This window comes from Nonlabens sp. Ci31 (assembly GCF_012974865.1).
GTDB lineage: Bacteria > Bacteroidota > Bacteroidia > Flavobacteriales > Flavobacteriaceae > Nonlabens.
Map to the genome: position 1 here is coordinate 2,062,395 of NZ_CP043633.1, position 25,561 is coordinate 2,087,955.

General features: G+C 37.7%; 17 protein-coding genes and 1 other RNA gene. 4 read left to right on the plus strand and 14 right to left on the minus strand.

Features of this window, described 5'->3' with window-relative positions:
* Window positions 1-54: 54 nt before the first annotated feature.
* The 6 genes from F0365_RS09135 to F0365_RS09160 all read right to left on the minus strand — a co-directional run bounded on the left by F0365_RS09135 (window position 55) and on the right by F0365_RS09160 (window position 7,473).
* On the minus strand, window positions 55-612 hold the full coding sequence (locus F0365_RS09135) for a hypothetical protein (protein WP_169933414.1): 558 nt from the start codon (window positions 610-612) through the stop codon (window positions 55-57).
* Window positions 613-1,615: 1,003 nt separating this feature from the next.
* Entirely contained in the window at window positions 1,616-2,866 is a 1,251-nt protein-coding gene (locus F0365_RS09140) for a type II toxin-antitoxin system HipA family toxin (RefSeq protein ID WP_169933226.1), read from the minus strand.
* Window positions 2,867-2,871: 5 nt separating this feature from the next.
* Entirely contained in the window at window positions 2,872-3,159 is a 288-nt protein-coding gene (locus F0365_RS09145) for a helix-turn-helix transcriptional regulator (protein WP_169933227.1), read from the minus strand.
* Window positions 3,160-3,356: 197 nt separating this feature from the next.
* Window positions 3,357-3,755, minus strand: a transfer-messenger RNA (tmRNA) gene (ssrA, locus tag F0365_RS09150).
* Between the two features lie 120 nt (window positions 3,756-3,875).
* On the minus strand, window positions 3,876-6,167 hold the full coding sequence (locus F0365_RS09155; protein WP_206071268.1) for a T9SS type B sorting domain-containing protein: 2,292 nt from the start codon (window positions 6,165-6,167) through the stop codon (window positions 3,876-3,878).
* Between the two features lie 406 nt (window positions 6,168-6,573).
* Window positions 6,574-7,473 carry a YitT family protein gene (locus tag F0365_RS09160; RefSeq protein WP_169933416.1) on the minus strand — a complete coding sequence of 300 codons (900 nt, stop codon included), beginning with the start codon at window positions 7,471-7,473 and terminating at the stop codon, window positions 6,574-6,576.
* Window positions 7,474-7,594: 121 nt separating this feature from the next.
* Here F0365_RS09160 and F0365_RS09165 point away from each other — a divergent pair, with 121 nt between their 5' ends.
* Together F0365_RS09165 and F0365_RS09170 are read left to right on the plus strand one after the other, a co-directional pair.
* On the plus strand, window positions 7,595-8,827 hold the full coding sequence (locus tag F0365_RS09165) for an NAD(P)-dependent oxidoreductase (protein WP_169933417.1): 1,233 nt from the start codon (window positions 7,595-7,597) through the stop codon (window positions 8,825-8,827).
* A gap of 38 nt (window positions 8,828-8,865) precedes the next feature.
* Window positions 8,866-13,713: a lectin-like domain-containing protein gene (locus F0365_RS09170; RefSeq protein WP_169933418.1), complete on the plus strand. Its 4,848-nt coding sequence runs from the start codon at window positions 8,866-8,868 to the stop codon at window positions 13,711-13,713.
* A 439-nt stretch (window positions 13,714-14,152) separates the two neighbouring features.
* On the opposite strand, the gene F0365_RS09175 is transcribed toward F0365_RS09170, so the two are convergent.
* From F0365_RS09175 to F0365_RS09210, 8 genes are all read right to left on the minus strand, one after another.
* On the minus strand, window positions 14,153-14,557 hold the full coding sequence (locus F0365_RS09175) for a DUF2809 domain-containing protein (protein ID WP_169933419.1): 405 nt from the start codon (window positions 14,555-14,557) through the stop codon (window positions 14,153-14,155).
* The gene (locus F0365_RS09180; protein ID WP_240961584.1) at window positions 14,535-15,203 is read right to left on the minus strand and encodes a DUF1361 domain-containing protein; all 669 of its coding nucleotides are present in this window, start codon (window positions 15,201-15,203) and stop codon (window positions 14,535-14,537) included. Before F0365_RS09180 ends, F0365_RS09175 begins: the two co-directional genes overlap by 23 nt.
* A gap of 10 nt (window positions 15,204-15,213) precedes the next feature.
* On the minus strand, window positions 15,214-15,522 hold the full coding sequence (locus tag F0365_RS09185) for a hypothetical protein (RefSeq protein ID WP_169933420.1): 309 nt from the start codon (window positions 15,520-15,522) through the stop codon (window positions 15,214-15,216).
* Window positions 15,503-16,912: a DUF4173 domain-containing protein gene (locus F0365_RS09190; RefSeq protein WP_169933421.1), complete on the minus strand. Its 1,410-nt coding sequence runs from the start codon at window positions 16,910-16,912 to the stop codon at window positions 15,503-15,505. Before F0365_RS09190 ends, F0365_RS09185 begins: the two co-directional genes overlap by 20 nt.
* Before the next feature lie 4 nt (window positions 16,913-16,916).
* Window positions 16,917-17,324: a hypothetical protein gene (locus F0365_RS09195; RefSeq protein ID WP_240961585.1), complete on the minus strand. Its 408-nt coding sequence runs from the start codon at window positions 17,322-17,324 to the stop codon at window positions 16,917-16,919.
* Between the two features lie 536 nt (window positions 17,325-17,860).
* Window positions 17,861-18,157, minus strand: a complete 297-nt coding sequence (locus F0365_RS09200; RefSeq protein ID WP_169933423.1) for a winged helix-turn-helix domain-containing protein — start codon at window positions 18,155-18,157, stop codon at window positions 17,861-17,863.
* A 663-nt stretch (window positions 18,158-18,820) separates the two neighbouring features.
* The gene (locus F0365_RS09205) at window positions 18,821-19,456 is read right to left on the minus strand and encodes a hypothetical protein (RefSeq protein ID WP_169933424.1); all 636 of its coding nucleotides are present in this window, start codon (window positions 19,454-19,456) and stop codon (window positions 18,821-18,823) included.
* Between the two features lie 302 nt (window positions 19,457-19,758).
* Entirely contained in the window at window positions 19,759-23,007 is a 3,249-nt protein-coding gene (locus F0365_RS09210; RefSeq protein WP_169933425.1) for a S41 family peptidase, read from the minus strand.
* Window positions 23,008-23,269: 262 nt separating this feature from the next.
* Here F0365_RS09210 and F0365_RS09215 point away from each other — a divergent pair, with 262 nt between their 5' ends.
* Together F0365_RS09215 and F0365_RS09220 are read left to right on the plus strand one after the other, a co-directional pair.
* Entirely contained in the window at window positions 23,270-24,238 is a 969-nt protein-coding gene (locus F0365_RS09215; RefSeq protein WP_169932342.1) for an IS110 family transposase, read from the plus strand.
* A gap of 514 nt (window positions 24,239-24,752) precedes the next feature.
* Complete coding sequence (locus F0365_RS09220; RefSeq protein WP_206071269.1) at window positions 24,753-25,523, plus strand: glycoside hydrolase family 25 protein; 771 nt, start codon at window positions 24,753-24,755, stop codon at window positions 25,521-25,523.
* Window positions 25,524-25,561 lie beyond the last annotated feature (38 nt).

Genomic DNA, 25,561 nt, shown 5'->3' on the forward strand with positions numbered 1-25,561 from the left:
TTCGTTTAGCAGAAAACCCGCATTACTTATAGCTATTGTTGTTGCTCGTTTTTATTATTTATTTTCAAACAAGGTCATTGCTTCTTTAAAGGTTTGACCACCAAGTTTATTTAATTGGTTTATGTTAGATACTTTATCTGGATGATTTGCTTTCAACCAAGTCAAGAGTTCATTTCTGCCTTTGCTCATTTTATCAGGATCAAAATCTATTAAATCTGTGTTGACCTTTGAAATCTTTCCATTGTCAACGGTAAATGTTGTTTTCGCCTTAAGTAATTGTCCGTAAAGAAACTGTATTCGTTCACTATCTTGGATTTCATCAACTATATAAACCCCATTTTCTTCTTTAATTGAACCCATTTTATTATTTGAATTAAAGACTTCTCCCCATTGAACAAGATCAATAAATGCCGTCTTTGTCTCCAAAACTTGATAATTCATTTCAATCACTATTATGTTCTCTGTCACCAATTTTTCTATTGTGTTGTAATCTTTGGAATTATAAGCTTTGTAGTATTCATTAATTAGATCAATGTCCTTTGTTTTTTCTGTTCCTGCGAAACAAGAGGTGAGGATTGAAATAAATCCAATTATCAGTAATTGTTTAATCATATTTCTATTAGTTTTTTAATGAGCTACAACTTCTTATATCTGCACTAAATTAACACATATCCACTAAGAATCTCCGGATAAACCTATGTTTATATGTTCTTTATCCGGGTGCATTCTTTTTAAATTATGGTTAATCAGCACCATATTGATGGGAAACCTACTCATCTTTTTTATCAAAATCTAACAAAGCAGTTTTTTCATCTGTAGGGATTTACTCAAATTAGCATCAAGGTAAAGTTAATTGATAAGGTTTTATTTTATATGAGTATAAACACTCATATTTAGTTGGTCATTTTGCTTGCTTGCACACACCTATCCTAACGTTCTTACTTGATTTAGTTTGTATCAATGTGTAAATAAACATCAAACTATTCTTATAAGTGTACGGGTTTCCGCAATTGGAGCTGTTATTTTAAAATCAGGTTTTAAAGTATTACATAAAGGAAAGAATAGGTGTAAAATAGCTGTGTTTGAATAAAAACAGAAAAGCCTGTGGAAGTATAACGTAGAAGTGGGTATATATGTTAATCAGTTATTTAAATCGTTCACGCTGCCTTATTTCGTGCTACTAGTATCAACATTAAAAACTCGTTTCCACAACATATCGTCTACCTCTGTTTTTGTAATTCTATTTTGAATCTTTTTAGTTCTTATTCGAGTAGATGTATGTTCCTTTAAATTCTTATCAATTTTATTCTGCAGCAAGCGCAGGTCTTTTTAGAAAGTTCTTTAGCAAAGAGGTAAAAAGATTCGGCAGTTAGCATAATGAATCGGGAGTTAAAACATTTATGACGGTCAGATTTATTACTTATCTTGACACATCTAGAGAAAGGGAATAAAAAACTTCAACATCATATTTTTAGATAGTGGGATTGTCAACTAAAAATACAAAAACCTCTTAATTAAATGATTAAGAGGTTAAAAGTGGAGTCGGAGCGAAAGAGTTCGAACTTTTTGAGTGAAGATATTGAGATAATTATCTCTAAATCAAATTTTAAGATTTTCAAAATCTAAATGCTCCAGACATAAGTTCTATCTCAGCATTTTTAATTCCTATTTTTTTAGCAATTATTTTCCAATTCTTAACTGCTTGTAAAACTTCATTAATGATCGTATCCATTTCGCTTTCGCGTAAGCGGAAATAAGGACCAACACTTTTTGCTAGTTCAAAGTCCAACGCGTTATCATTCATGTCAATATTTAGGGATAAGCCATCCTTCTCAATGGAAGGATTTAAGTCGTAAGCTGGCGATAGGATCCAGCCTTTATCCGTTAAAATGAAACCATGATTGCGTAAATGATCATCTGTGTTTGATATAGCGATATTAAAAATAATACGACGCCATAACTGGTGTAGGTTTATATCGATATTTATACCGAAGTTTTCAATAAACTCAACTATTTCTAAATAACTAGGAGTTGTTCCTTTAGTATTATCCTCTGTATTACCAGTCATGGTCATGGCAGATGCAAAATGAATCCTGTTGCCATTTTCTCTATCAAACCTACGAGTTAGAAATGTATGATAATTGCCACTGACCCTTTCAATTTTAGATTCTGCCATCTTTATACCAGCATTTGTTGCTAGTTGATATGTTAGATATTCCCACGCAGCTTTGTCAATGGTATCTGTTTTGGAGGGAAATTTTGCAATCCATAGATTTTTTTTGCTATCTAGAATATTAGCTTTTGGCCTTGCTCCACCTAATGAAGAACCTGGAGCGATAAGTACTGCGATCCATTTTCTGATGGTTTCGTTATGTTCATCATTCTCTAATTGATTAACAGCCTCTTGTAAATCACCTAAAGAAGACCATGGTGGAGTAGGACATTGCTCATCATTATCGAGAAAAGGTCCGTTCCTATCAGTTTTAAAACGAAGTGCTCCCATTCTGCTTTGATCATAAACGCCTAATAAATAATCTATTTCATAGAGTGTTTGAGCTTTTTCGTTTTTAGTTCTTGCATCTTGAGCGGCTCTGCGTTTCATTAAGGTTTTTCCCCAAGTGTCGGGCATACTGTCTAGAAAGATCCCAAAATTCTCTTTGTTTGATGGATACTGCGCACCAGAGAAAAAGTCAATATCTGGATCAAGTAGATGTAGGGATTCACTTTTAAGCCACGCTCGGTCATACTCAAAACTAAATGCCTTTTTAGCTTTGGCAAAATGAGCAGACAGAATACCTATCAATGCAACAGATTCTAGACCTATCCAATCTGCATAAACGTAAATATCAAATTTCCCTTTCCCCATAGTTTCTATAATAAATCAAGGTCTTGTAGCTTTCTACCAAATTCATCCTCGCTGGCAAGCTTTAGAAAGTCATCTTGAAGGTTAAGGACTCTAAATACGTTAAAATATAAACCTATTGAAACGGCATGATCGCCTTTTTCTATACGATAAAGTGTAGCTCTATGAATACCAGCTCGCTCTGAAACTTGCTCAGTAGTTAACTTTCTACGTTTTCTTGCTAATTTAATATTCTCACCTATTTGTTCAAACATCTTTTGATATTTAGGGAGAAGAATAGTTTTTCTGGAGTTCATTTTGTTGCTTACTTACAACAAATATAGCGTTAATGTATTTAATAAGCATCATTATTTAAAATATTAGTAAGGCTAAAGCTTTTGATTGAGTAATTGTAAAAGTTCGAACATATAACGCTATGAATGACAACTCTTTAATTATTTTATAGAAAAGTGAAAACCTCTTTAAATCATTGATTTAAAGAGGTTTAATTTAATCGTGGAGTCGGAGAGAATCGAACTCTCGTCCAAACGAGCGGTTTAACGGCCTTCTACATGTTTAGTTTCCATTTGATTTCAGTCGTTACACCGGTTAGAAACTACCAAAGCAACGCTTGTCTCCAATTGAGTTTCTCCTCAACATCAAAGCCCTGTTGAGAATAGATTTACATTTACGAAATCTCAAAATCAGCCGCCGTAAATCAAGGCTTCTGAGAGATTTCCTGCTTGTCTACCTAGTAGACCGAGGCACTATCCTACTGTAATTCGGATTATGCAGCTAGGGCGTAGTTATTCTCGCCGTTTAAAAAAGTTGAAAAATGAGATTTAAGAGCTGTTTCCCAGCGCTCTACATGCTTACAATTAACTCGATCTCGCTGTCAAAACCAGTCGACCCCAGTTGTAATTCTTGACCATGTCAAAAAAAACTAAATTCCAAATAGAAAATATGGAAAATATGGACGGCAAATATAACAATCTACCATAGAAATCAACCTAAAAAATATGCCAAAAGAATTTTATCTCTTTAAAGTAAAATGACCATTATATGTTTTGCCACTGGGTCGTTCCACACGAAACCAATAATCAGAAGAAGGTACATCAACACCATTGTAAGTGCCGTCCCATCCTATTCCCTGAGGATCAATGATGGCAATCAGCTTTCCATAGCGGTCATATATACGTATACGGAGACCCGTTTCTCTTTTGGAGTTGAAAATTTGCCAGTAATCGTTAAAGCCATCGCTATTAGGGGTGAAGAATTTGTCGTAATAGAGCAAAAATAATTCTTCACTAAAGACTAATTCTCCACATTCTACATCTTTTACAAAAACTTGATAATCGTCTATAGGCAGGTCCGAAAATATATTAGAACTTTGAAAAATACGGTTGTCTAGGGAGTATTCATACACACCAGCTTCTTCCATAATCACTTCAATGGAGTTGGAATTTGCTGACCAGTCTGTGATGTTTATCATTTCTATTACTGGAAGAGAAGCTAATGAAACATCAATCACAATAAAAGCTTCACAGGTGAAATTACCCAAATCCTTAACTACAGTAAGCCTATAATCACCAGTGGCATTGATAATTATTTCTTGATCTGTGCTGCCGGTATTCCATTCATAACTCAAAAAACCGTCAGGGGCCCTTAAGCTAAGGTCAGAATTATCGCAAAGAAATTGCTCTGTATCTATATCTATAGTAAAAAATTCAGGCGTTATGATATCAAAACTAGTGATGTCAAAGCATTGAAAATTTAATTTGTTATCAATGCGTACCCATACCGTTTGGGAGCCTATTCCAGGGGTATATTCAATAACGTTGTTGTCTCTTACTAATGCATCCTCCTCATTTAAATAATAACTGACCTGAAATACGTTAGGATCTAAAACACCTAAAATCTCATCTTCCATAAAAATAAAAAAGAAGGCGGTGTCTTCAAGACAATTGTAAATGTCGTCTATAGGAGCGATAACAGGTGAGTCGTATATGATCACTTCTTTACTATCAGAAAAAGTAGGAGAACCAAATTGATCCCTACCTTGTACCGTAACCGTATACCTTCCTGGCACAGGATAGGTGTAATTGATGGTGTCACTGCCCATGATGGTTGTCCCATTACCTAAATCCCATTCATAATTGGTAGAAAAAAAATCGGTACCAAATCGCAATTGGGTGCTTTCTCCCAAACAGATATTAAGGAAAGAAATTCCTTCTGGTCGGTCTGGTAATAAAAAGGTAGGTAAATCTAATAGGTGAGCTCCTGAAGAGAAGTTAAATACATTGGTTTGATAATCACACCCTATACCTAACGTATTGGGGTCATTTATAGCCCCTAAAAAGGAAGTTCCTCTGTTGCTTACATATATTTTTCCGTCAGGACCTCGTTTTAAATGTGAAAATGCTAAACCACCGGTTTGGGGAGTTATACTTACAAAAGAGGGTATTTGGCTTAAGTCGCTCAAATCATACTGTCGTATACCTGCTGTATTATGAGTTACATATAGCACCTCACTATTTATAGAAAACTCAACCCCTGTAAATGGCAAGGGTGACGCAATAGCAGGCTCGTCTTCGTAAATGGAGTTAAGCTGTCCAGTTAGATTATCGAACTCAAAAAGCAAAACCTTTCCTAGGTCTGAAAAAATACCAGCGATTAATTGATTGTTAGGCGAAGTTTCTATGGCGCCAAAATTGTTAAAATTACCATCTACTGGGCTCAATCCTGTTTGAGATCTAATGGCGACAGTGGAAACTCCTCCAGGAGAAACTAAAAACGAATTAAAAGTGCCATTGCCTTGACAAATTACCCATATATCTCTACCATTAGCATGTTGAGCGGTAGTCATTTGTTGACCCACGTTATTCAACACGATGGTATGAGCGCTTTCTAATAAAATATCACCTAATCCATTGTCTAGAGACATATCTACTATGGTGTAGCTCAATCTCATCATTAAACCATCTTGGATAATTACAAACAGGTAATATTGATCGGGATTACCAGGATTACGGGTGACCACTTGTTGTGATTCTCTAAAGGCATACTCGTCTGTAGGAGTACTAGGCATATTTTGTTGGAGTCTATTTTTAAAGACTCTTCCTTCGGTGTAGAATAATAAATTTCCAGCGGGATCATTGACCACCGCAATATTATCAGGACCTTGAATTTGTCCAAAAGCGATAGGGCGTAGGATCCCGTTATCGTTTAAGGAAGTTAAACTACCCCCATTAAAACTAACTCCAGCTAATGCTCCAAAATACCAATTATTGCGCTCTGCTTGGCCTAAGGATTTGATAGGAATCAAACTCCAAATGGATAAAAGTAGGATGGTATATTTTAACTTTCGAACCAACAGGTTGGAGATTTAAAGAAACAAAATGAACTAATCGGCCAATATAATTACTGCGTGATGAAGTTGTAGCAAATAAAATCTTAATTTTTTAAAATTTTACACGAACTTCATTTACAATTTGATCTTAATAAAATAACTGCCTATATAGTTGCATCAGCTAGAAATTATTTTTGCAAGCTTACTGCGCCTCTAATATCTTGTTTTTAAGGTAGTATAACGACAACCTCTATATTTGCATACGCAGGAGCATTATCGAGAGACTTCACTCTAAAAATAGCAGAAATAAGTGAAGCTGTTTGCACAAAGTTTTAAAACAGATTTCGCTACTCCTTATTGATATTAATAGCTCCCTTGATTGTTATAAGGAACGGGCTTTTTTAACCATAGCTTTTGTTAGAGAAGTATTGGAGCCTCTAGTGAGGTATCTTTTTAACACGCCTCCACGTACCTTATTGACATCAAATTCAATAATGAAAGCTTTTGGATCCAATTCCTCCACCAGTTTTAAGGTCTTATTGATATCGATGCGATTGATAACCGTTTGAATAATATGTACCTTTTTGCTTTTACCACTACGTCCATAACCATTTGCGCCTTTATAAATAGTCATTCCCACACCTAACTGCTCCACAATTGCCTCTTCAATAACTTCAGATTTATGAGAAACTATAGTAAGACCTATAAAGTTTTCCAGTCCTTGAATAAATAAATCAATCACCTTGGCAGTTACTAGATAAGCAAGAATAGAATACATCGCTACTTCCACAGACACGACATAAGCCGTAATAGCAAATAGTATTACGTTAAAAATCAGTATCGTTTTACCAATACTAATACCATATTTATTAAAAACAAAAAGGCCTAATAATTCAGAGCCGTCTAGTACAGCACCGTTTCTTATCGTTATTCCTATCCCAGCACCCAAAAATATACCACCAAAAATTGCGATCAATAATTTATCCTCGGTAATCGTGCTGAAGGTTTCCAGACTTATAGAGAGTGCGAGCAAAGTAATCGCAATAATTGATTTGATCACTATTCTTTTGGAAACTGTAAAAACTCCCACTATAATAAATGGGATGCTTATAAGAACCAGTAAGATCGAAATATTCCAGCCGGTTTGCTGACTCAACAAAATCGCAATTCCAGTTACACCACCATCTAGAAAATTATTAGGCAACAAGAAGGCTTTTAAGCCTACACTTGCTAATAGAATACCCACGGCTATTTGACTATATTCTTTGAAATAAGTGCGCATCTGAATTATTTATCATCAAATGTAATAGTATTACTATTATAAAACCTTAGATTAACTATTGATTAACTACGAATTTATTTTAAAGGTCTATTTCCTTATATTGCTGCTTTAAAAAGTAACTATGAAGTTTGCCATTATAAGAGAAAGGAAGAATCCGCCAGATAGGAGAGTGGTGTTTACTCCAGAGCAGTTGAGCCGTTTAGGTCTCGCTTTCGCGAAAGCGGAATTCATAGTAGAATCCTCACCCATCAGAATCTTTCCAGACGGCCAGTACCAATCTCATGCGATAGTGGTAAAGGATGACGTAAGCGATGCTGATGTCATGATAGGCGTAAAAGAAGTGCCTATAAAAGCATTGATTCCCAATAAAAAATACTTTTTCTTTTCCCATACCATTAAAAAACAACCCTATAATAGCCAGCTGCTTAGAGCAGTTTTGGATAAAAAAATTGAGCTTTATGATCATGAAACCATCGTAAAAAAGAACGGTGCGCGACTGATTGGTTTTGGAAGATATGCCGGTATAGTAGGTGCTTATAACGGTTTCCGAGCATTGGGTTTGCGAGACGGTTTATTTGAATTACCTAAAGTAGAAGACTTGCCCGATTACGCAGCTCTAAAAGCAGAATTGAAACACATTAACAATAAATTACCAGCTATTCATATCCTAATGACAGGAAATGGTAAAGTTGCTGGCGGTATAAGAGAGGTGCTGGAAAAGCTGAAAATAAAAGAACTGAAACCTAAGGAATACCTGCAGTTAGGTCATTTTAAAAATATACAGACCACTTTTACCGTACTAGATGTACATCACTATTACACCCGTAAAGATGGTTACCGACCTACTAAAACAGAGTGCTACAACAATCCAGAATTACTGGTAAGCGATTTTTCAAAATACGCCAAAATAACGGACATGTTAATTACAGGTCATTTTTATGGCAATGCAGCTCCTTATCTTTTTACCCGAGAAGATGCCAAACAACCCGATTTTAAAATCAGCTTAGTGGCAGACGTGAGTTGTGATATCGATGGTCCTATTGCGTCAACCATAAGACCTAGTACCATAGCAGACCCTATTTATGGCTATGACGCTCAAGGCGAAAAGGAGGTCGCTTTCAAAACTCCTGGATCCATTACCGTAATGGCGGTAGATAATTTACCCTGTGAATTGCCTAAAGATGCCAGTGAAGGATTCGGCGAAATGTTTGAAAAGCATGTGATACCTGCTTTTTTTAACGGAGATAAAAATGGAGTTTTAGAACGCGCTCAAATGACCACTAGCGATGGAAAGCTAACAGAACGATTTGCCTACCTTCATGATTATGTGTACGGTGAGCAAACCGCCTTTTAGATGACAACAACTAATACAAAATTAAAATACTCCTTACTATGAGAATAAAAGGTAAAATAAATATACTGCTTGCAGTAACTCTTTTTGCAATGTTGCTTAGCTTAACAGTTACTGCCCAATTTAACCCTAGCTTATTGGGTAATGCCTTTGCTCAAGGAAACAACTGCTTTACGGTTACCCCTAACACACTCAACCAATCTGGTGCGATTTGGTCACCTGATCAAATCGATATGAATGCTGATTTTGTTATTGAGTTCCGAATTTTTTTAGGAACTAACGATGCAAACGGTGCCGACGGACTCACCTTTGTTATTAAAAACAACCCAACGCCTTTAATAGGTAATGTAGGAGGTGGAATGGGGTATGAAGGGATTGCCAATTCTATTGCGGTAGAATTTGATACCTATCAAAACAACGTTTTATCAGATCCATTTTTTGATCATATTGCTATTGTTTCTGGAGGTAATAATTTTCATACTTCAGCACAAAACTTGGCAGGACCTATAGTTGCTTCTGCTACATCTAATAATATAGAAGATGGACAAGAGCATGATGTACGTATAGAATGGAATGCTGCTACGACAACCATGAGTATTTTCTTTGATTGTAATTTACGACTGTCTTATACGGGAGATTTAATCAATCAGGTGTTTGCAGGAAGCAATATTACTTATTTTGGATTTACGGGTTCTACCGGTGGATTAGCAAACCTTCAATCACTTTGTTTTGATTACATTTCTTTTGCAACTGATGTCGGTACTCTTGATGACAGAGCCATCTGTATAGGAGGTAACGTTACTGATGTGGACGCGACTATAAATGGAGCCGTTGGATATCTTTGGACACCGGTTACGGGTGTCAGTAATCCAGCCATTGCAAATCCTGTTTTTTCTCCTTCCTCTACGACTACCTACACAGTAGATATTACAAATGGATGTGGTAATAATATTCAGGAAGATTTTACCATTACCGTAGTCAGTACACCACCTACCGCAAACCCAGTGGCAGACCTTGCTGTTTGTGATGATGCCTCTAACGATGGAATCATCAATTATGACTTATCTACATTAGATGCGAGTGTTTTAGGAACTCAAGACCCTACACTTTTTGATGTGATTTATTATACCTCTCAAGCAGATGCTGATACGCAAATGAATCCGTTGCCATTAAACTTCACGAATACGGCTGCTTGTACACGTATTTATGCCCGTATTGAATCGGTAACCAGTGCTTCTTGTTATGATACAACAGATTTTGAATTATGCGTAAGTCCACAACCAGTAGCTCATCCAGTAGCGACTTATAGGTTATGTGATGATCCCTCTAACAATAATTCTGAAGTCTTTGATCTGGTTTCTAGAAATCCTGAAATTCTCCTCACTCAAAACCCAGCCGATTTCAATATAGAATACTTCACCTCTCCAGCAGATGCTGATTTAGGATCTGTAGGTGGGGCGACTCCTGTAAGCAACCTTTATAGTAGTGCTGGACAAATCATGTATGCACGTATAGAAAATAATGCCAATACCGACTGTTTTGATACCACATCATTTGATATCATTGTAGATGATCTCCCACTAGCAACAGCTCCTGCAGATTTGATTATTTGTGATGATGCTAGTAATGATGGGACCGAAGATATTGCGCTTTCACAATTTGATACGACCATTTTAAACGGACAGACTACTCCTACTTTTGTAGTGTCTTACCATTTGAATCAAGCAGATGCTGATGCTGACGCTCCGGGACTTACGAGTCCTTTCACTATTACGACAGGTACAACGACCATAGTTGCAAGAATAGACAATAGTGATAATCAAACTTGTTTTGATACCACTCCCATCAATATCATTCTCAACGAGCAACCAGTAGCTCATACCGTTGCCGAATACCGTCTATGTGATACAGGTAATGACGGTGTAGAAGACTTTGATCTGAGTAGCCGAGATACAGAAGTCTTACTCACTCAAAACCCAGCAAACTTCAATATCGAATATTTTACTTCACAAGCTGATGCTGATTTGGGAAGTGCTGGAGGAGCAAGTCCGCTGCCAACTTCTTATAACAGTAGTGGCGAAACTGTATTTGTGCGTATCGAAACTGCAGCCAATGCCACTTGTTATAATACCACAAGTTTTAATCTTGTAGTCGATGATTTACCCCTAGCAACAGCCCCAGCAGATTTGATTATTTGTGATGATGCTAGTAATGATGGGACTGAAGATATTGCGCTTTCACAATTTGATACCACTATTTTAAACGGACAGACTACTCCTACTTTTGTAGTGTCTTACCACTTGAATCAAGCAGATGCTGATGCTGACGCTCCGGGACTTACGAGTCCTTTCAATATTACGACAGGTACAACGACCATAGTTGCAAGAATAGACAATAGCGATAATCAAACTTGTTTTGATACCACTGCTATCAATATCATTCTCAACGAGCAAGCATTAGCTAATCCAGTTAGTGAATACCGTCTTTGTGATACAGGTAATGACGGTGTAGAAGACTTTGATCTGAGTAGCAGAGATACAGAAGTCCTGCTCACTCAAAACCCAGCAAACTTCAATATCGAATATTTTACTTCTCAAGCTGATGCCGATTTGGGAAGTGCCGGAGGAGCAAGTCCGCTGCCAACTTCTTATAACAGTAGTGGCGAAACTGTATTTGTGCGTATCGAAACTGCAGCCAATGCCACTTGTTATAATACCACAAGTTTTAATCTTGTAGTCGATGATTTACCCCTAGCAACAACTCCAGCAGATTTGATTATTTGTGATGATGCTAGTAATGACGGGACCGAAGATATTGCGCTTTCACAATTTGACGCTGCTGTATTAAATGGACAAACTACTTCTACTTTTGTAGTGTCTTACCACTTGAATCAAGCAGATGCTGATGCTGACGCTCCGGGACTTACGAGTCCTTTCAATATTACGACAGGTACAACGACCATAGTTGCAAGAATAGACAATACAGATAATCAAACCTGTTACAATACCACTCCTATCACGATCATCCTTAATGAGCAAGCAGTGGCCAACAACGTTGCCGAATACCGTATTTGTGATGATGCTAGTAACGACGGTGTAGAAGATTTTGACCTTAGTACTCAAGACAGTCAAGTTTTAGGAACTCAAAACGCCGCTAACTTTACCATAGCATACTTTACTTCACAAGCAGATGCTGATTTGGGAAGTACTGGTGGAGCAACTCCGTTACCTACTATTTACAATAGTGGTTCTGCGACGCTTTTTGTAAGAATACAGACCAATGCCAATAACAGCTGTTACGACACTGCTGTAATTGATCTATTTGTAGACCCATTACCACTTGCAGGAACTCCAGCAGATATTATTGTGTGTGATGATCCGTCTAATGATGGAACAGAAGATGTGGACTTATCTCAGTTTGATAGTGCGATCCTCGATGGACAGACCAACCCTAGTTTTAATGTGACCTATCACGCCTCTCAAGCAGATGCTAATGCTAATGCAAGTCCATTGTCCAGTCCTTATGCAGTGACCAGCACCACACCTAATCTATTTGCTAGAATAGATAATGCTGATAATGATAGCTGTTACACGACAACTACTTTTAGATTTGTGATCAGTCCTACTCCTACGGCAAATTCAGTATTGGATATGATTACTTGTGATGATCCTGGAAATGATGGCTCTGAGGTATTTGATTTAAGCATGGCAAATAGCCAAGTATTAAATGGACAAAACTCCAGTGATTTCAATATCACCTTCCACCCATCACAAAATGATGCCAACATGAATACTGCTGCGTTAGCTACTTCTTATGCAAGTGACAGCATTACTCCAGAAACTATTTTTGTAAGAATAGAAGCAATCTCAAATCCGGTTTGTTTTGATACGACCAGTTTTACCTTAACCGTAAGTGAACAGCCTACGGCAGGAACTGGAACTGACGTGGTAGGTTGTGATGACATCAGTAACGATGGTTTTGAAGAATTTGACTTCAGTACACAAGATGCTGCGATCTATAACGGTCAAAGTACAACGGACTTCAATGTGACGTATCACAGCAATGCAACAGATGCTGACAATGATGTCAATGCTTTGAGTTTTCCTTATACCAATACTTCTAGAACACAAACTATTTATGCAAGAATAGAGAATGCTGCTCATCAAGATTGTTATGACCTATCTACTTTTAGAATAGAAGTATTTGCACGACCTGTTATTGCTGACCAAGGACCTTATACTATTTGTGCAGGTGTTGCCGAAACAATTGACGCTGGCCCAGGATTCTCTAGCTACCTGTGGTCTACTGGGGAAACAACACAAACTATTGATGTTGCTTCTGGTGGCGATTATACGGTAACGGTAACCAACAGCGATGGTTGTGACAGTACGGCAACAGTAACGGTTGTGGAGTCTGATGTAGCGGTAATTGAACGAATCGATGTAGGACAGTTTGAAGTGAATACCAACACACTAACTGCGATTGTCACTGGAAGTGGTGATTACGAATTCTCATTAGATGACTTCGTGTATCAAGACAGCCAGCGATTTAATAATCTGTATCCAGGATTCTATACCATCTATGTAAAAGATAAAAACGGTTGTGGAACCGTATCTATGAGTGCTGTCATCATAGGCGGACCTCCTTATTTTACTCCTAATCAAGATGGGTATCACGATACCTGGCAAGTCATTGCGGTAGAAACCATTCCTGACGCGAGCATCTATATTTTTGACCGTCACGGTAAATTATTAAAACAAGTAAGCGCTACGGGTCGAGGATGGGACGGAACTTATAATGGAGCTCCTATGCCATCCAGTGATTACTGGTACTTAGTAGAATTAGCTGACGGGCGTAGTTTTAAAGGCCACTTTGCTTTAAAGCGATAATCCCAACTGGTTCCTAAATAATAAAAGCGAGTTATTGAAAAATAACTCGCTTTTGTATTTTAATAGATCTGCACAGCTGGCGCGAGCGTCTCGCTCGTGATCTACATAGCAACAGTAAAGAGGTATCATAAAAAAAAGGAAAGCTAGCAATGGCTTTCCTTTTATATTTAAGTAGAATAAGGTGAATCTAATCATAATAATCACAAGAATTTTTATCCTGTAATTTCTGATTTATTCTTCCTTAAATCTATTATTTTTAAGCTGTCGCAACAGCAATAAAATCGTTCTTTTAAATAGGCTCCTTATGGGATGTTATGGAAATGTGCGGTAGGCCTTTTATTTAAAAGAACGAGCGAGTTTTCAAACGTTCTTAAATTTACCGTATTTGGTCAAATTGTGACAGTTATGGTTCCTTTTTTATGAGGTTGCAGCTTCTTTTTTAAAATGAACTATTTTTCTCTTTCGAGTTCAGCTGCTCCACCACCAAAACAAACAAAATTCCCAAAGTGTACATCAATAGATCCCACCAAGAAAAGCTGGTCCCTATAACCACTCTTGCCCATTTGTTTTCTTCCAGACCCAATAGGCTTATCAATTGTAAATACTGAGCGGTTTCTATCGCGTAAGCAAAAAGCAACGTACCAGCAGCTGCGGTAACTACTCTTAGACCACTTACTGACATCAATAGCGCATATAAGAGTATCACGACAAAAAAATCTCCTAAATAGGGGCGTATAAAGCCGTCGTGAACATAGCGTTCAATGAGTACTTCGAGAATAAACAGGAGTAGGGCAGTTAAGATATATAGGCTTCTTTGCTTTTTATTTATGGGAAATGCGCGCATTGTAATTTTTAAAAAGTGTGTAGGTCACTATAAGAAATAGACTCATACTGCCTATCATCAACCACGCATCTTGATGAGAAAAGGCATGTATAAAAAGGCCGGCCATGTCTAAAAATAATTGCTGTGGGTGTTGTATCACATCCCAAGTATTCCATCGCAGTGCACGGCCCAGGTAAATACCGTAACCACAAAGAAACAAGATGCTACATTCAAAAATACGCTCCCATTTCTTATGTGGCAGCCATCCTTTCTCACTTAAAAGGAAACTCATATCTCTCAAGCTTAGGAATCCTAGAAATAGTCCTGTAATACTAAAACTGAGGATGAGCAAAGATTCATAAACCAGCCAATTACTGGCAGCATGTCTGATGTGAATCAAATCGGTCAGTATGTAAGGCGCATTAGGTAGGAATGCCAGCCAGATAAGGAATGTGGCGATGAGGTTTGTGGTGGTTACGCTTTCGCGAAAGCGCAACCGTACCAACATCACATAAGGAATAAAAGCCAGAAACAAGTTCCAAACTAAGAAGAGCATGGAATAATGATGCGTGATTTTCATACGCAATCCCAGGAGTACTATACTCAACAAGGTGAGCGCTGTTACTTGCTTAAATTCAGAAAAGCCTTGAATAACTATTGATTTCATAAGGTTTGATTTATACAAATTGAAGAGCGATATAAGAATACAACACAGCGATAGGGATATGAAGTAGGAGTATATATATGGTGAATAGCGCTTCTTTAAAAGGGACAAAGCCTAAGAAAAAGTTTGCCATCACTATAAGGAACATCACGGCATTTATCAAAAATGCCAGAAGCAAAATTCCTAAGCCTACACTTATAAAAGGCTCGTAATCGCTTGCTACATAAAGTAAAAAATCTAATGTCTCGGCAGCAAATGATATTCCAGCTAGTTGTACCGATATCCTATTCTGCTTTTGTAGTCTATTGAGGAAGGTCTTCATGATCCAGTCCTAGTTGATGAGCGATCCAATTAAATTCTTGCCAGTTGCGATTTATAAAAATAGCTTCATTATACGGGTCACTATAGTACCTATAACCGCTTTTTTGCTGGCTGTACAGGTCATATAAGCCCTGCTCTTTTAGAACCAATGCATTTTGAGGAAGGAGACTTTCTAGATAAGACTGGTCTATTTTATCTGCTTTGATATTGTGATCGGTAATAATTGCTGACCAGTTGATCAGTGCATAAATGGCAATGATAACGTAGCCTACCGCCATATTGCGTCTTAATAAATACACAAAATTGAGTCGGTGAGTGACTTTAAGATAGGTGGTAAAGAGTCCTATAATGGTGAGAAAAAGATATACCATCACACCTATGCGTTTATGGGTCAGTCCATGATCTTGTATATAGATATAGTTTTTTATACAGATACTAACAACGAGCAGGGCATTGAGTCCTATCCATATATAGGTGAGCGTTCTTAACTTCTGATTGTTCTTTAAAAAATTGACGTCTCCGCGAAATATGAAAGCGATAACTCCCAAAGCAAGAACGATACTTACTATGGATGCATACACTCCTTGATGCACTGCATCAGATAATATACGGGCTTCTAGATCGGTGATACTGGTCAAGAATAGGATTTCTGTAATCAAGACGAGACACAGCAAGATATTCAAACACAGGATAGAGATAAAACCTATTTGGGATTCATTAGCAACACTTTTTAATTGGAGGTCATTAAGCGCATTGGGCACCAGTTGATTCGGGTAATTTTGATCCCTAGCAGTAACCTCTTTAATAGGTTGCGGATCATGAATATTTGCCATAATAAACGCTCCTAGAACAGCTGTAAAGATCCAAAGCATATCTATAAACGAGAAGTCTATAGCTGTTAATGCTTTTTGGAAAACAGGATTAGAAGAACGGTATAAAACAGTAAATACCACTACTAAAACCGAAGGTATACCAATCAACTTTATGACTTGACCTGTAGCTATCTTTTTCTTAGGTTCACCTATTTTAGGTGGCTCCAGTTGATAAAAAAAGGAATGAAATATTCCAAAAACAGCGTTGTAAAATCCGTTGAGCCAACTCACATAGATACTGCTTCGACAGCTGGCGACATAACCTATATACATTAAAGTGCTTAAAAAATAAGCAGCAATACTCCAGGCAGAACCGTGCACGCTGATCGCTACAGCACTGGAAAGCATGGCTGTGCCACTGAAGATAATACTGCTTTTTAACAAGATTTCTTTGCGAGTAATAGCTAGTGCGACCATTAAGAAGGTACTGTAAAGCAAGGCATTGATTCCTAAACTTTGTGTGTAGAATAAGGTGGCAAATAGGAGGCCGCCGACGGTGATGATGATTGTTTTTTTCATTTTGTTATGAATTTATAGTGACAAGAGTTGATTTAAAAAATGCGATAGGAGAGGAGAGGTATTGTTTAAAATCCAATTGATGAATAGGATCAGACGCGCTACCGTTTAAATAGGCATCAGTAAATAACAGGTGCTGGTCTATATATAAAACGGCACCTACCAGCATGGCGAGTAAGACAAAAGGACTGCGTTTGCCATTTCCCCACAACCAGTATTGCATGCCTATTTCTTGGGCGGTGTCTATTTTAAAGTCAGTAAGCACATGGAAGATGTCATGATCTTCGCAACGCGGTTGTGGTTCTAGTTTATGCTGCAATAGAAAACAACCCAAATGGAACCCCAAGCTTTCTTTTGGATAGGACAGGAGTTCCTTAGTATGTACCTTCCATGAGGGGCCTTTTTTGAATTTCATATACAGGTGGCTTGCGATCTCAAAGGAGTGACAGACAAATAGCTCTCGTAGTAGTCTTAAAGTACTTTGTATTTCAAAGTAAATAGATAAAAAAAAGGTTTTCATAATAGGCTGCATTTTATATGATGAAGTAAGGTGTTCATTTTAAGTTGTTTTAGTTTCTTTAAATTCACTGTTTAAAGTGATTGGTTTAGGTTTTGTTTTTTCGATTTAGTTATTCGTTAGTTTCCGTTGCTTACCACTTCGACAAACTTAGTACAGGGCATAAATGGTGGGGAAACACTTGCTTGATATATTTTCTCATTCCTCCTTCTTAATCTCGATTTTCAAATTGTTTTCTACGCTTCGATAAGTTTATGCTGAGTTTACTTGTGCTGAGCTTTTGTCAAAGTATCGGATTTCTCAAGGCAGCGCTCTGTGCAACTGACATTTTGTATTTTGTATTTTCCACATAACACATAACACATAACACATAACACATACCACATTTCTCATTCCCAAAAATCGTCTTCATTTTTTTCACTTCATACTTTATACTAAAATCCTCCACCTATCAATTTCTCCAGTGCGTCTATGTGTTTTTTGAATTCGAGTTTACCGATGTCTGTCGCTATGTATTTTGTATTTGGTTTGCGACCTATAAAGCTTTTTTCTACTCTGATATAATCTTCTTTTTCCAGTGCTTTTGCATGACTGGCGAGATTTCCATCCGTCACATCCAGCAATTCTTTGAGTTCTTTAAAGTCGGCATGATCGTTCACTACGAGCACGGACATAATGCCCAGTCGTATGCGGTGATCAAATGCTTTATTTAATTTGTTTATTAAACTCAAATTCTTTTATCTTTTCTATTATAATTTTAGTGGCAGACGGAAGTCTGCCGCTAGGAATTTATTTTGTCGCCTGCGGCCTTGTTTTTATTTAGCCGAATGAATTCGGCTTTTTCATTCTCCATATCTTCACAACGGGCAGACGGAACTCTGCCGCTAGGAATCTATTTTGTCGCCTGCGGCCTTGTTTTTATTTAGCCGAATGAATTCGGCTTTTTCATTCTCCATATCTTCACAACGGGCAGACGGAATTCTGCCTCTAGGAATCTATTTTGTCGCCTGCGGCCTTGTTTTTATTTAGCCGAATGAATTCGGCTTTTTCATTCTCCATATCTTCACAACGGGCAGACGGAAGTCTGCCTCTAGGAATCTATTTTGTCGCCTGCGGCCTTGTTTTTATTTAGCCGAATGAATTCGGCTTTTTCATTCTCCATATCTTCACAACGGGCAGACGGAACTCTGCGCTAGGAATCTATTTTGTCGCCTGCGGCCTTGTTTTTATTTAGCCGAATGAATTCGGCTTTTTCATTCTCCATATCTTCACAACGGGCAGACGGAACTCTGCGCTAGGAATCTATTTTGTCGCCTGCGGCCTTGTTTTTATTTAGCCGAACGAATTCGGCTTTTTCATTCTCCATATCCTCACAACGGGTAGACGGAAGTAAACTATCGATCATACTTATAATACATCACCGTTCCATAAATAATATGACACAAACCAAATCCGGCCGCCCAAAAATACAGTCCGTAACCTATAAACTGCGTATTGATCAATCCTAAAAGGGCACAGCTTACGCCTAGATATTTTACTGTTCCCAAGGTATACGGAGCAGCATTCATGCAAGCTAGTCCATAAAAAACCAACATGGCTGGAGCGATTAGTCCTATGAACTGGTATTGTAATAAGGCCAAAGTGAATAATGCACCTATGTTTAACGGTACCATAAAATTAATTACCAATCGAATCGATTGTTTGGTCCAGATTTTTTGCTGGTGCTTTTTTGCTTTTGCTTTGGTGAGAAAAAAAGCGGTGCATACTGCCATAAATAGTACAGATGTTGCAACCACAAGTATCTGTAATGACGGATTTTGATCCCATGGAGTACTATTCAGGCGATTCAATGTCTCGGTATAGCCATTTCTATAGGCATTTTGAATGATAAAATATCCCATCACACTACCTATTAAGGCATAAATCCCGGCCATAACACCGCTCATTCCTGATAGGGAAATAAATCTGGTCGATTTATTCATAAGCGACCTGATCTCTTTAATGTCTTCTAGATATTTATCTGTGGTCATAATTAAAGTACTTTGAAATACAAAGTAAAACTATTTTAAGATAGGTTGCAATGTTTTTTGGAACTTATTTTGTTTACCTACAGAGAAATTAATTGTAAACAGGTCAATAATGGAAGGCAAGAGTATGATATCGCTTTCGCGAAAGCGGAATCTATAGCTATCAGAACCACATACTAAAAAATGAATCGTAAAAGTTACTAGAGAAATCAAAAGGAAGCCGCATGACCATAAAAATCGGAAACAAAAAAATCGGCTGACGCAATTAAGCACAAGCCGATTTTATTATTGATTTATTATAAACCTTACTGCTTATCCCAACCGGTTGCTTTTTTCCAACGCACTGGCGGCGCAGGTTCAGGCTTTTCTTTAAATTCTTGTGTAGGTAATAGTCTTAAGGCTTCTTGAACTGCTTTTTCTAATTGTGGATCTATTCCTGAAGAGACATTTTTAGGATCTTGAACTACTTCAATATCAGGTGCTACACCTTCTCCTTCTACCGCCCAGTTTCCGTCTAGATCAAAGAAACCACCTCGGGGTGCCACCATTCTTCCGCCATCTACAAATGCCGGTGTATCCCAAGTTCCTACAAGTCCGCCCCAAGTTCTAGTTCCTACGATGGGTCCTATATTTTGTTGCTTGAACATATAAGGAAGTAAATCACCACCAGATCCAGCTCTTTCATTAATAAGCATCACTTTAGGGCCAAATATTCCTGCCATAGGAGTGGTCCAAGGTTGGTTGTCATTTGCCTTGCTATTAAAATATCCCATGGGCTCGCGATTCATAATATCGATCATGTAGTCTGCTGCAGAGCCACCACCATTATTGCGCTCATCTATAATCACTCCTTTCTTATCTTGTTGAGAAAAATAATACCTGTTAAAGGAAGTAAACCCACCTTCACCTGTGTTGGGTACATAGACATAAGCCAGTTGACCGTTTGATAATTCATCCACTTTACGTCTGTTAGCTTCTATCCATTCTACCGTTCTTAAGCCTCGTTCACTTCTTGTAGGTTTTATGATCACCGTTTTGGCATCCTTTTCTTTACCATTAGGACTCACTTGAAGACTTATGCTGCGATTTGCTGTTTGTTCTAGAAGTTGGAACGGATTTACGTTTTCGCTTAAAGCGGCACCATTAATAGCATGTATATAATCTCCTTCTTGAACATCAAGTCCAGGCATAGAAAGTGGACCAGTTACATTAGGATTCCAGGTCTCGCCTGTATATATTTTCTTAATTCTATACATTCCTTTATGCAGTTCCAGATCTGCTCCTAATAAGCCTACAGGAACATCATTTGCATCTGGTAGATCTCCACCAGAAACATAGGAATGTCCTATGGCGATTTCACCGCTCATAATGTCTACAACATAATTGAGATCTACACGATGACGCACGTCTTTGATCCACGGTGCATACCATTCATAAACTTGATCCCATGGAGCTCCATGAGTATTATCTACATAAAGAAAGTCTCTCATATAACGCCATCCTTCTTTAAAGATTTGGGCATACTCTTCCTGCGGATTTACCTTTACTTGCATGGAAGTTTTAAGGGTTTCTTTTCCTGCGGCGTCTGCTTTGGTATCGTTCAAACTCCAGCTGCCAGATTTATAAATTAGAATATGGTCACCGTTATAGGAGGAAATCATGCCGTTAACAGCAGTGGCAAATTCTTTTGCTTTTTGTTCTTTTACATCGTATTTATAAACTTTGAATCCGCTTTCATTAGGAATACTTTCTGCAATAAAAACAAATCCAGCGGGACCTTTAGTCATGCTGACATAATTTCTAGCAGGGAGGTCCATTGGAATGACGCGTTGGTAGATCCCTTCTTTATCGATCCTAACAGTTACAACCGTATCTTCTTCTTTTTGAGCAGCTTTCTTTTTATCCTTTTTCTCGTCCGTTTCTTTCTCTAATTTTTCTTCATCTGTTTCTGGTAGGTGAGGTGCTTTACCATTTTTAGACAGTACTACGGCATATAGCGATCTGTTCAATGTTTTATCCATAGAACTCATGTCTAACCATCCAGAAGAAAGACCGTAATCGGTGCTTGTCAATGTGTATAGATAGTCTCCAGACTCATCCCATACAGGGTCGATAGAATCTGCCAGTGGGTCTGTGATTTGAATGGTTTCTTTGGTGTCTATGTGGTAGGCAAAAATGGCTTTGAAGTGACTTTTTAATTGTTTGCTATAAGCGATCCATTTACTGTCTGGTGACCATACCGGGTTTAAAGTTCTGTTAGGATGTGCAAAATTATCTGTAGCTACTATGTCAGATGTTCCAGTAGCAATATCGAGTACATAGGCATTAAAGTTAGTATCTGTAAACGTAAGATACTTTCCGTCTGGTGACCAGTCTGGTTTAAAGTAAAACGTAGGGTTTGCTATGGCGATTGTTTTTTTATTAGCGCCATATTGATCGGTAACCATTAATTGGTATTCCCCACTTTGATCAGAGAACCATGCTATTTGATCTCCTTTAGGCGACCAGATGGGGCTGCGGTCAGCGGCTGCTGTAGAGTTGGAGATATTACGCCAGGTACCGTTTTCTTTAGGTACCGTAAAAATTTCTCCTCTGTGTTCAAAAAGAACACGTTTTCCATTAGGCGAAATATTAGGATGGCTTAAATCGGACGCTTTTACTTCTTCCCATCGCTCTCTAGCATAGTTGTAATCGGCATTTACATCAATGGCAAGTGGAGTTGTCTTTCCTGAATTCGGATCCAAAAGATGTAAATAACCAGCTTGTTCATATACGATCTGATTCTGGTCTGTATCTAAGTTTTTCACGTCAAACCTTTTGTGAAAAGTAACTTGTTTTTCTTCTTTGGACTTGGGGTTGTAAGACCAGATATTGCTCGTGTAATCGCGCTCAGAAATGTAATAAATCAGCTCCTTGTGCCATACCGGGGTCAGGTGACGTTCTTGATCTAATTGAGGGGTGGTTTGTAATTCTTTAGTTTTCAAATCTACGATCCAAATCGGAAGCGCCTGCCCACCGCGGTAGTTGCGCCACTCGGAATCCCATGAGGTGATAGGAGTATAAGCCAGGTATTTCCCATCATTTGATATATTCCCAAAAGCAGCCCTACCTATATCTATTTTTACAGGAAAATGCGCGTCAAGACCTATGGTAAATAAATGACTGGATTGTGTAGGTTTTGATTCCCGATCAGATCTGAAAATGATTTTGTTATCAGGAGTCCATCCTTGGACAAAATCTCCACCCGGATGAAACGTAATTCGCTTAGGTTCACCGCCAGAAGATGGAATGACATAAACATCCATATTTCCATCGTACTCTGCGGTAAAAGCGATCAAGCTTCCATCTGGAGAAAATTGAGGTGTCATCTCGTAGCCTATATCGCTTGTAAGCCGTATGGCACTACCTCCAGAGGTACTGGCTTTCCAAAGATCATTTGCATAAGAAAAAACAACTTGACCCTTATGGATAGTGGGTTGTCTTAAAAGCTGTGTTCCTTGACCTGTGGCAAGAATTCCAGAAAAGGCAAGAAAAATGCAGAGTAAATTTTTCATAATTGACGTATTGTGATTACAATATAGGACATTTATATATGTCTTAAGTTTGATTTATATTAAAACACCTAGTTTTAGTTATTAATCAGAAAGAACAAAGGAGAGAATTAAGGTTACTATATACGGTGAAGCTTCAGACTTCGACAACATTGATAATCCTCTCTCTTTTACTACTTTAATTACGATCAGTTCTGTGAGACTTTAGATCTCGTTTTCAAGTCGATGTAATACCAGTAGCTGGTTCTTTCATAAATCAATTCTTATGAATAAATATAAAGAAACTTATGGAGTTGACATCAGTAAAGATGTTTTTGATGTGCACGGCAGTAGTTCGGGGCACAATCAGTATAAAAACGATGCGACTGGCTTTAAGAAATTTCTTAAAGACTTACCTAAGGAATCCTTAGTAGTTATGGAAGCTACGGGCTATTATCATTATCGACTTGCTCAGTTTCTTTACAAAAATGAAGTGGTAGTCTCTGTTGTTAATCCTTTGTCTGTAAAGCGTTTTATACAAATGAAATTAGCAAAAGTTAAGACAGATAAAAGCGATGCAAAGATGATCTGTGAGTATGGAATAATTAACGAGGTTCCTTTGTATAATGCCTTAACAGATGTTCAGAGTGAATGTTTGCAATTATTTAGAACCCTAGATAATTATATAAAACACCGCACTGCTACAAAGAATAAAATGCACGGAGAAGAGGTTTTAGGGATACCGTCAAAGTTCACATATCAATCTTTGAGAAGAACTAAGAAGTATTATGATACCGAGATTAAAAAAATTGAAGCAAAGATTCTCTCCCTAGTAAAAGAGGAGCAGCAAGAACAGCTCACCTTGCTAACTTCTGTACCAGGAATAGGCCAGAAGACTGCTTTATTTTTAATCATCGTTACAGATGGTTTTTCTAAGTTTGAAACAGCCTCGCAGTTATGCAGCTATGTAGGCATTACACCAACGACAAGAGTCTCTGGCAGCAGTGTTAGAGGCAGGGCACGGATAAGTAAGGTTGGTAATAGAAAGCTTCGTAATCTATTGTTTTTATGTTCTTTTAATGCCTGTAAGTACAACAAAGCGTGTCGAGAACTTTATGAGCGAATAGTGAACAAAGGTAAAAGCAAAAAACTAGCGCTAATTGCTGTTGCAAATAAGCTAATTAAACAGTGTTTCGCTATCGCAAAATCTGGAAGACCTTATGACGAAACTTACGTTTCTGTCTTGCCTAGATAATTAGAAAAATTTACAATAAAAAACTCAAAGAATCAATCAATTGAATCTCTGAGTCTAGGATAATAGTGTCTCAAAATTAATGAAGAAAAAGGTTGTTTTTTACCTCAGTTCTTTGTTGTATTGGGTTTTTTATTTTCTCTAGAAAATAAAAGCAGATGGCGAGTGGTATAACATGAGATAGCCTAATTTCTAATAATTCTATAACGCTAACTCAACTTTAAGCTGTGTTGTTCCATATATCAACAGACGAAGCAGCTTCCATTAAAAAGCGGTCTATCGATGCTCCTGGAGCAAAGACTTCTTAGAACCCCATCGAAATAGTATACGTATTTAATATATCAATGATAAATGGCCGATTTATTTTTAAAATGCTGAGAGACATTTGTACATTTATATCCTGAGAAAGTGATCCATAAAGGAACGGGTACGGAGTTCTAATCGCTTAAGAAAATCACCATCGAATTTTTTCTTTTCGATTTGTAAAATCAGAAGAAGGCAATGATCAAATACGTTAATGCATAAAAAAGAAATAAAGCCTAAAAAGTGGACGGCAGTGATCCTTCTAGCGGTGACCCTTCTAGTCGCAGTGACTATAATAATGACCGAGCGTTATTCTTATTATAGCAATTCCCGTCAACCTACGAATACGTATTTACATAAGCGAATTAAGAAATTCCAAATTCACGGAATAGATATTAGTCATCATCAAGGAGTCATTGATTGGCAACAGGTGAAACATCCTGATACCAATCAAAGGTTGAATTTTACTTTTATAAGAGCAACCGTAGGAACGAATAAGGATAAACGTTTTGAAGAAAATTGGGAAGCGGCTTTAGATCATGGATTCTCTCGGGGAGCCTACCATTATTACTGGAGTGATGTCAACAGTACGAAGCAAGCACATCATTTTATGGAAACAGTCTCTTTAGCAAAAGGAGATCTTCCACCAGTGCTCGATATTGAAGATATCTCCAATATCCAAAATAAAAAGTCGTTGAGGAAAGGACTTAAAAATTGGATTGATATTATCGAAACTCATTATGGGGTAAAGCCTATTATATATAGCGGTGAAGCTTTTTATAGAGATGTTTTGAAAGCCGACGCTTATTTTAATGATTATCCTAGAGTATGGATAGCCAACTATAATGGAGTGGCCTCTCCGCGCATTTCATGGAACTTTTGGCAGTATACGGATCGCATGCCTGTAGACGGTATTGAAACATTAGTAGACGCTAATGTATTCAAAGGCTCGCTAGTGGATTTCAATAAATTGCTGGTCCAATAAACAGGCATTAAAAATGGCTTTATGAGGGATCACAAAGC

Bases quoted from the DNA above. Each gene is read 5' to 3' on its own strand.
- F0365_RS09220 (WP_206071269.1), top strand. From the start codon at position 24,753: ATGCATAAAAAAGAAATAAAGCCTAAAAAGTGGACGGCAGTGATCCTT.
- F0365_RS09195 (WP_240961585.1), bottom strand. From the start codon at position 17,324: ATGAAATTCAAAAAAGGCCCCTCATGGAAGGTACATACTAAGGAACTC.
- F0365_RS09205 (WP_169933424.1), bottom strand. From the start codon at position 19,456: ATGACCACAGATAAATATCTAGAAGACATTAAAGAGATCAGGTCGCTT.
- F0365_RS09175 (WP_169933419.1), bottom strand. From the start codon at position 14,557: ATGCGCGCATTTCCCATAAATAAAAAGCAAAGAAGCCTATATATCTTA.
- F0365_RS09215 (WP_169932342.1), top strand. From the start codon at position 23,270: ATGAATAAATATAAAGAAACTTATGGAGTTGACATCAGTAAAGATGTT.
- F0365_RS09180 (WP_240961584.1), bottom strand. From the start codon at position 15,203: ATGAAATCAATAGTTATTCAAGGCTTTTCTGAATTTAAGCAAGTAACA.
- F0365_RS09185 (WP_169933420.1), bottom strand. From the start codon at position 15,522: ATGAAGACCTTCCTCAATAGACTACAAAAGCAGAATAGGATATCGGTA.
- F0365_RS09145 (WP_169933227.1), bottom strand. From the start codon at position 3,159: ATGAACTCCAGAAAAACTATTCTTCTCCCTAAATATCAAAAGATGTTT.
- F0365_RS09190 (WP_169933421.1), bottom strand. From the start codon at position 16,912: ATGAAAAAAACAATCATCATCACCGTCGGCGGCCTCCTATTTGCCACC.
- F0365_RS09210 (WP_169933425.1), bottom strand. From the start codon at position 23,007: ATGAAAAATTTACTCTGCATTTTTCTTGCCTTTTCTGGAATTCTTGCC.
- F0365_RS09135 (WP_169933414.1), bottom strand. From the start codon at position 612: ATGATTAAACAATTACTGATAATTGGATTTATTTCAATCCTCACCTCT.
- F0365_RS09165 (WP_169933417.1), top strand. From the start codon at position 7,595: ATGAAGTTTGCCATTATAAGAGAAAGGAAGAATCCGCCAGATAGGAGA.
- F0365_RS09170 (WP_169933418.1), top strand. From the start codon at position 8,866: ATGAGAATAAAAGGTAAAATAAATATACTGCTTGCAGTAACTCTTTTT.
- F0365_RS09140 (WP_169933226.1), bottom strand. From the start codon at position 2,866: ATGGGGAAAGGGAAATTTGATATTTACGTTTATGCAGATTGGATAGGT.
- F0365_RS09160 (WP_169933416.1), bottom strand. From the start codon at position 7,473: ATGCGCACTTATTTCAAAGAATATAGTCAAATAGCCGTGGGTATTCTA.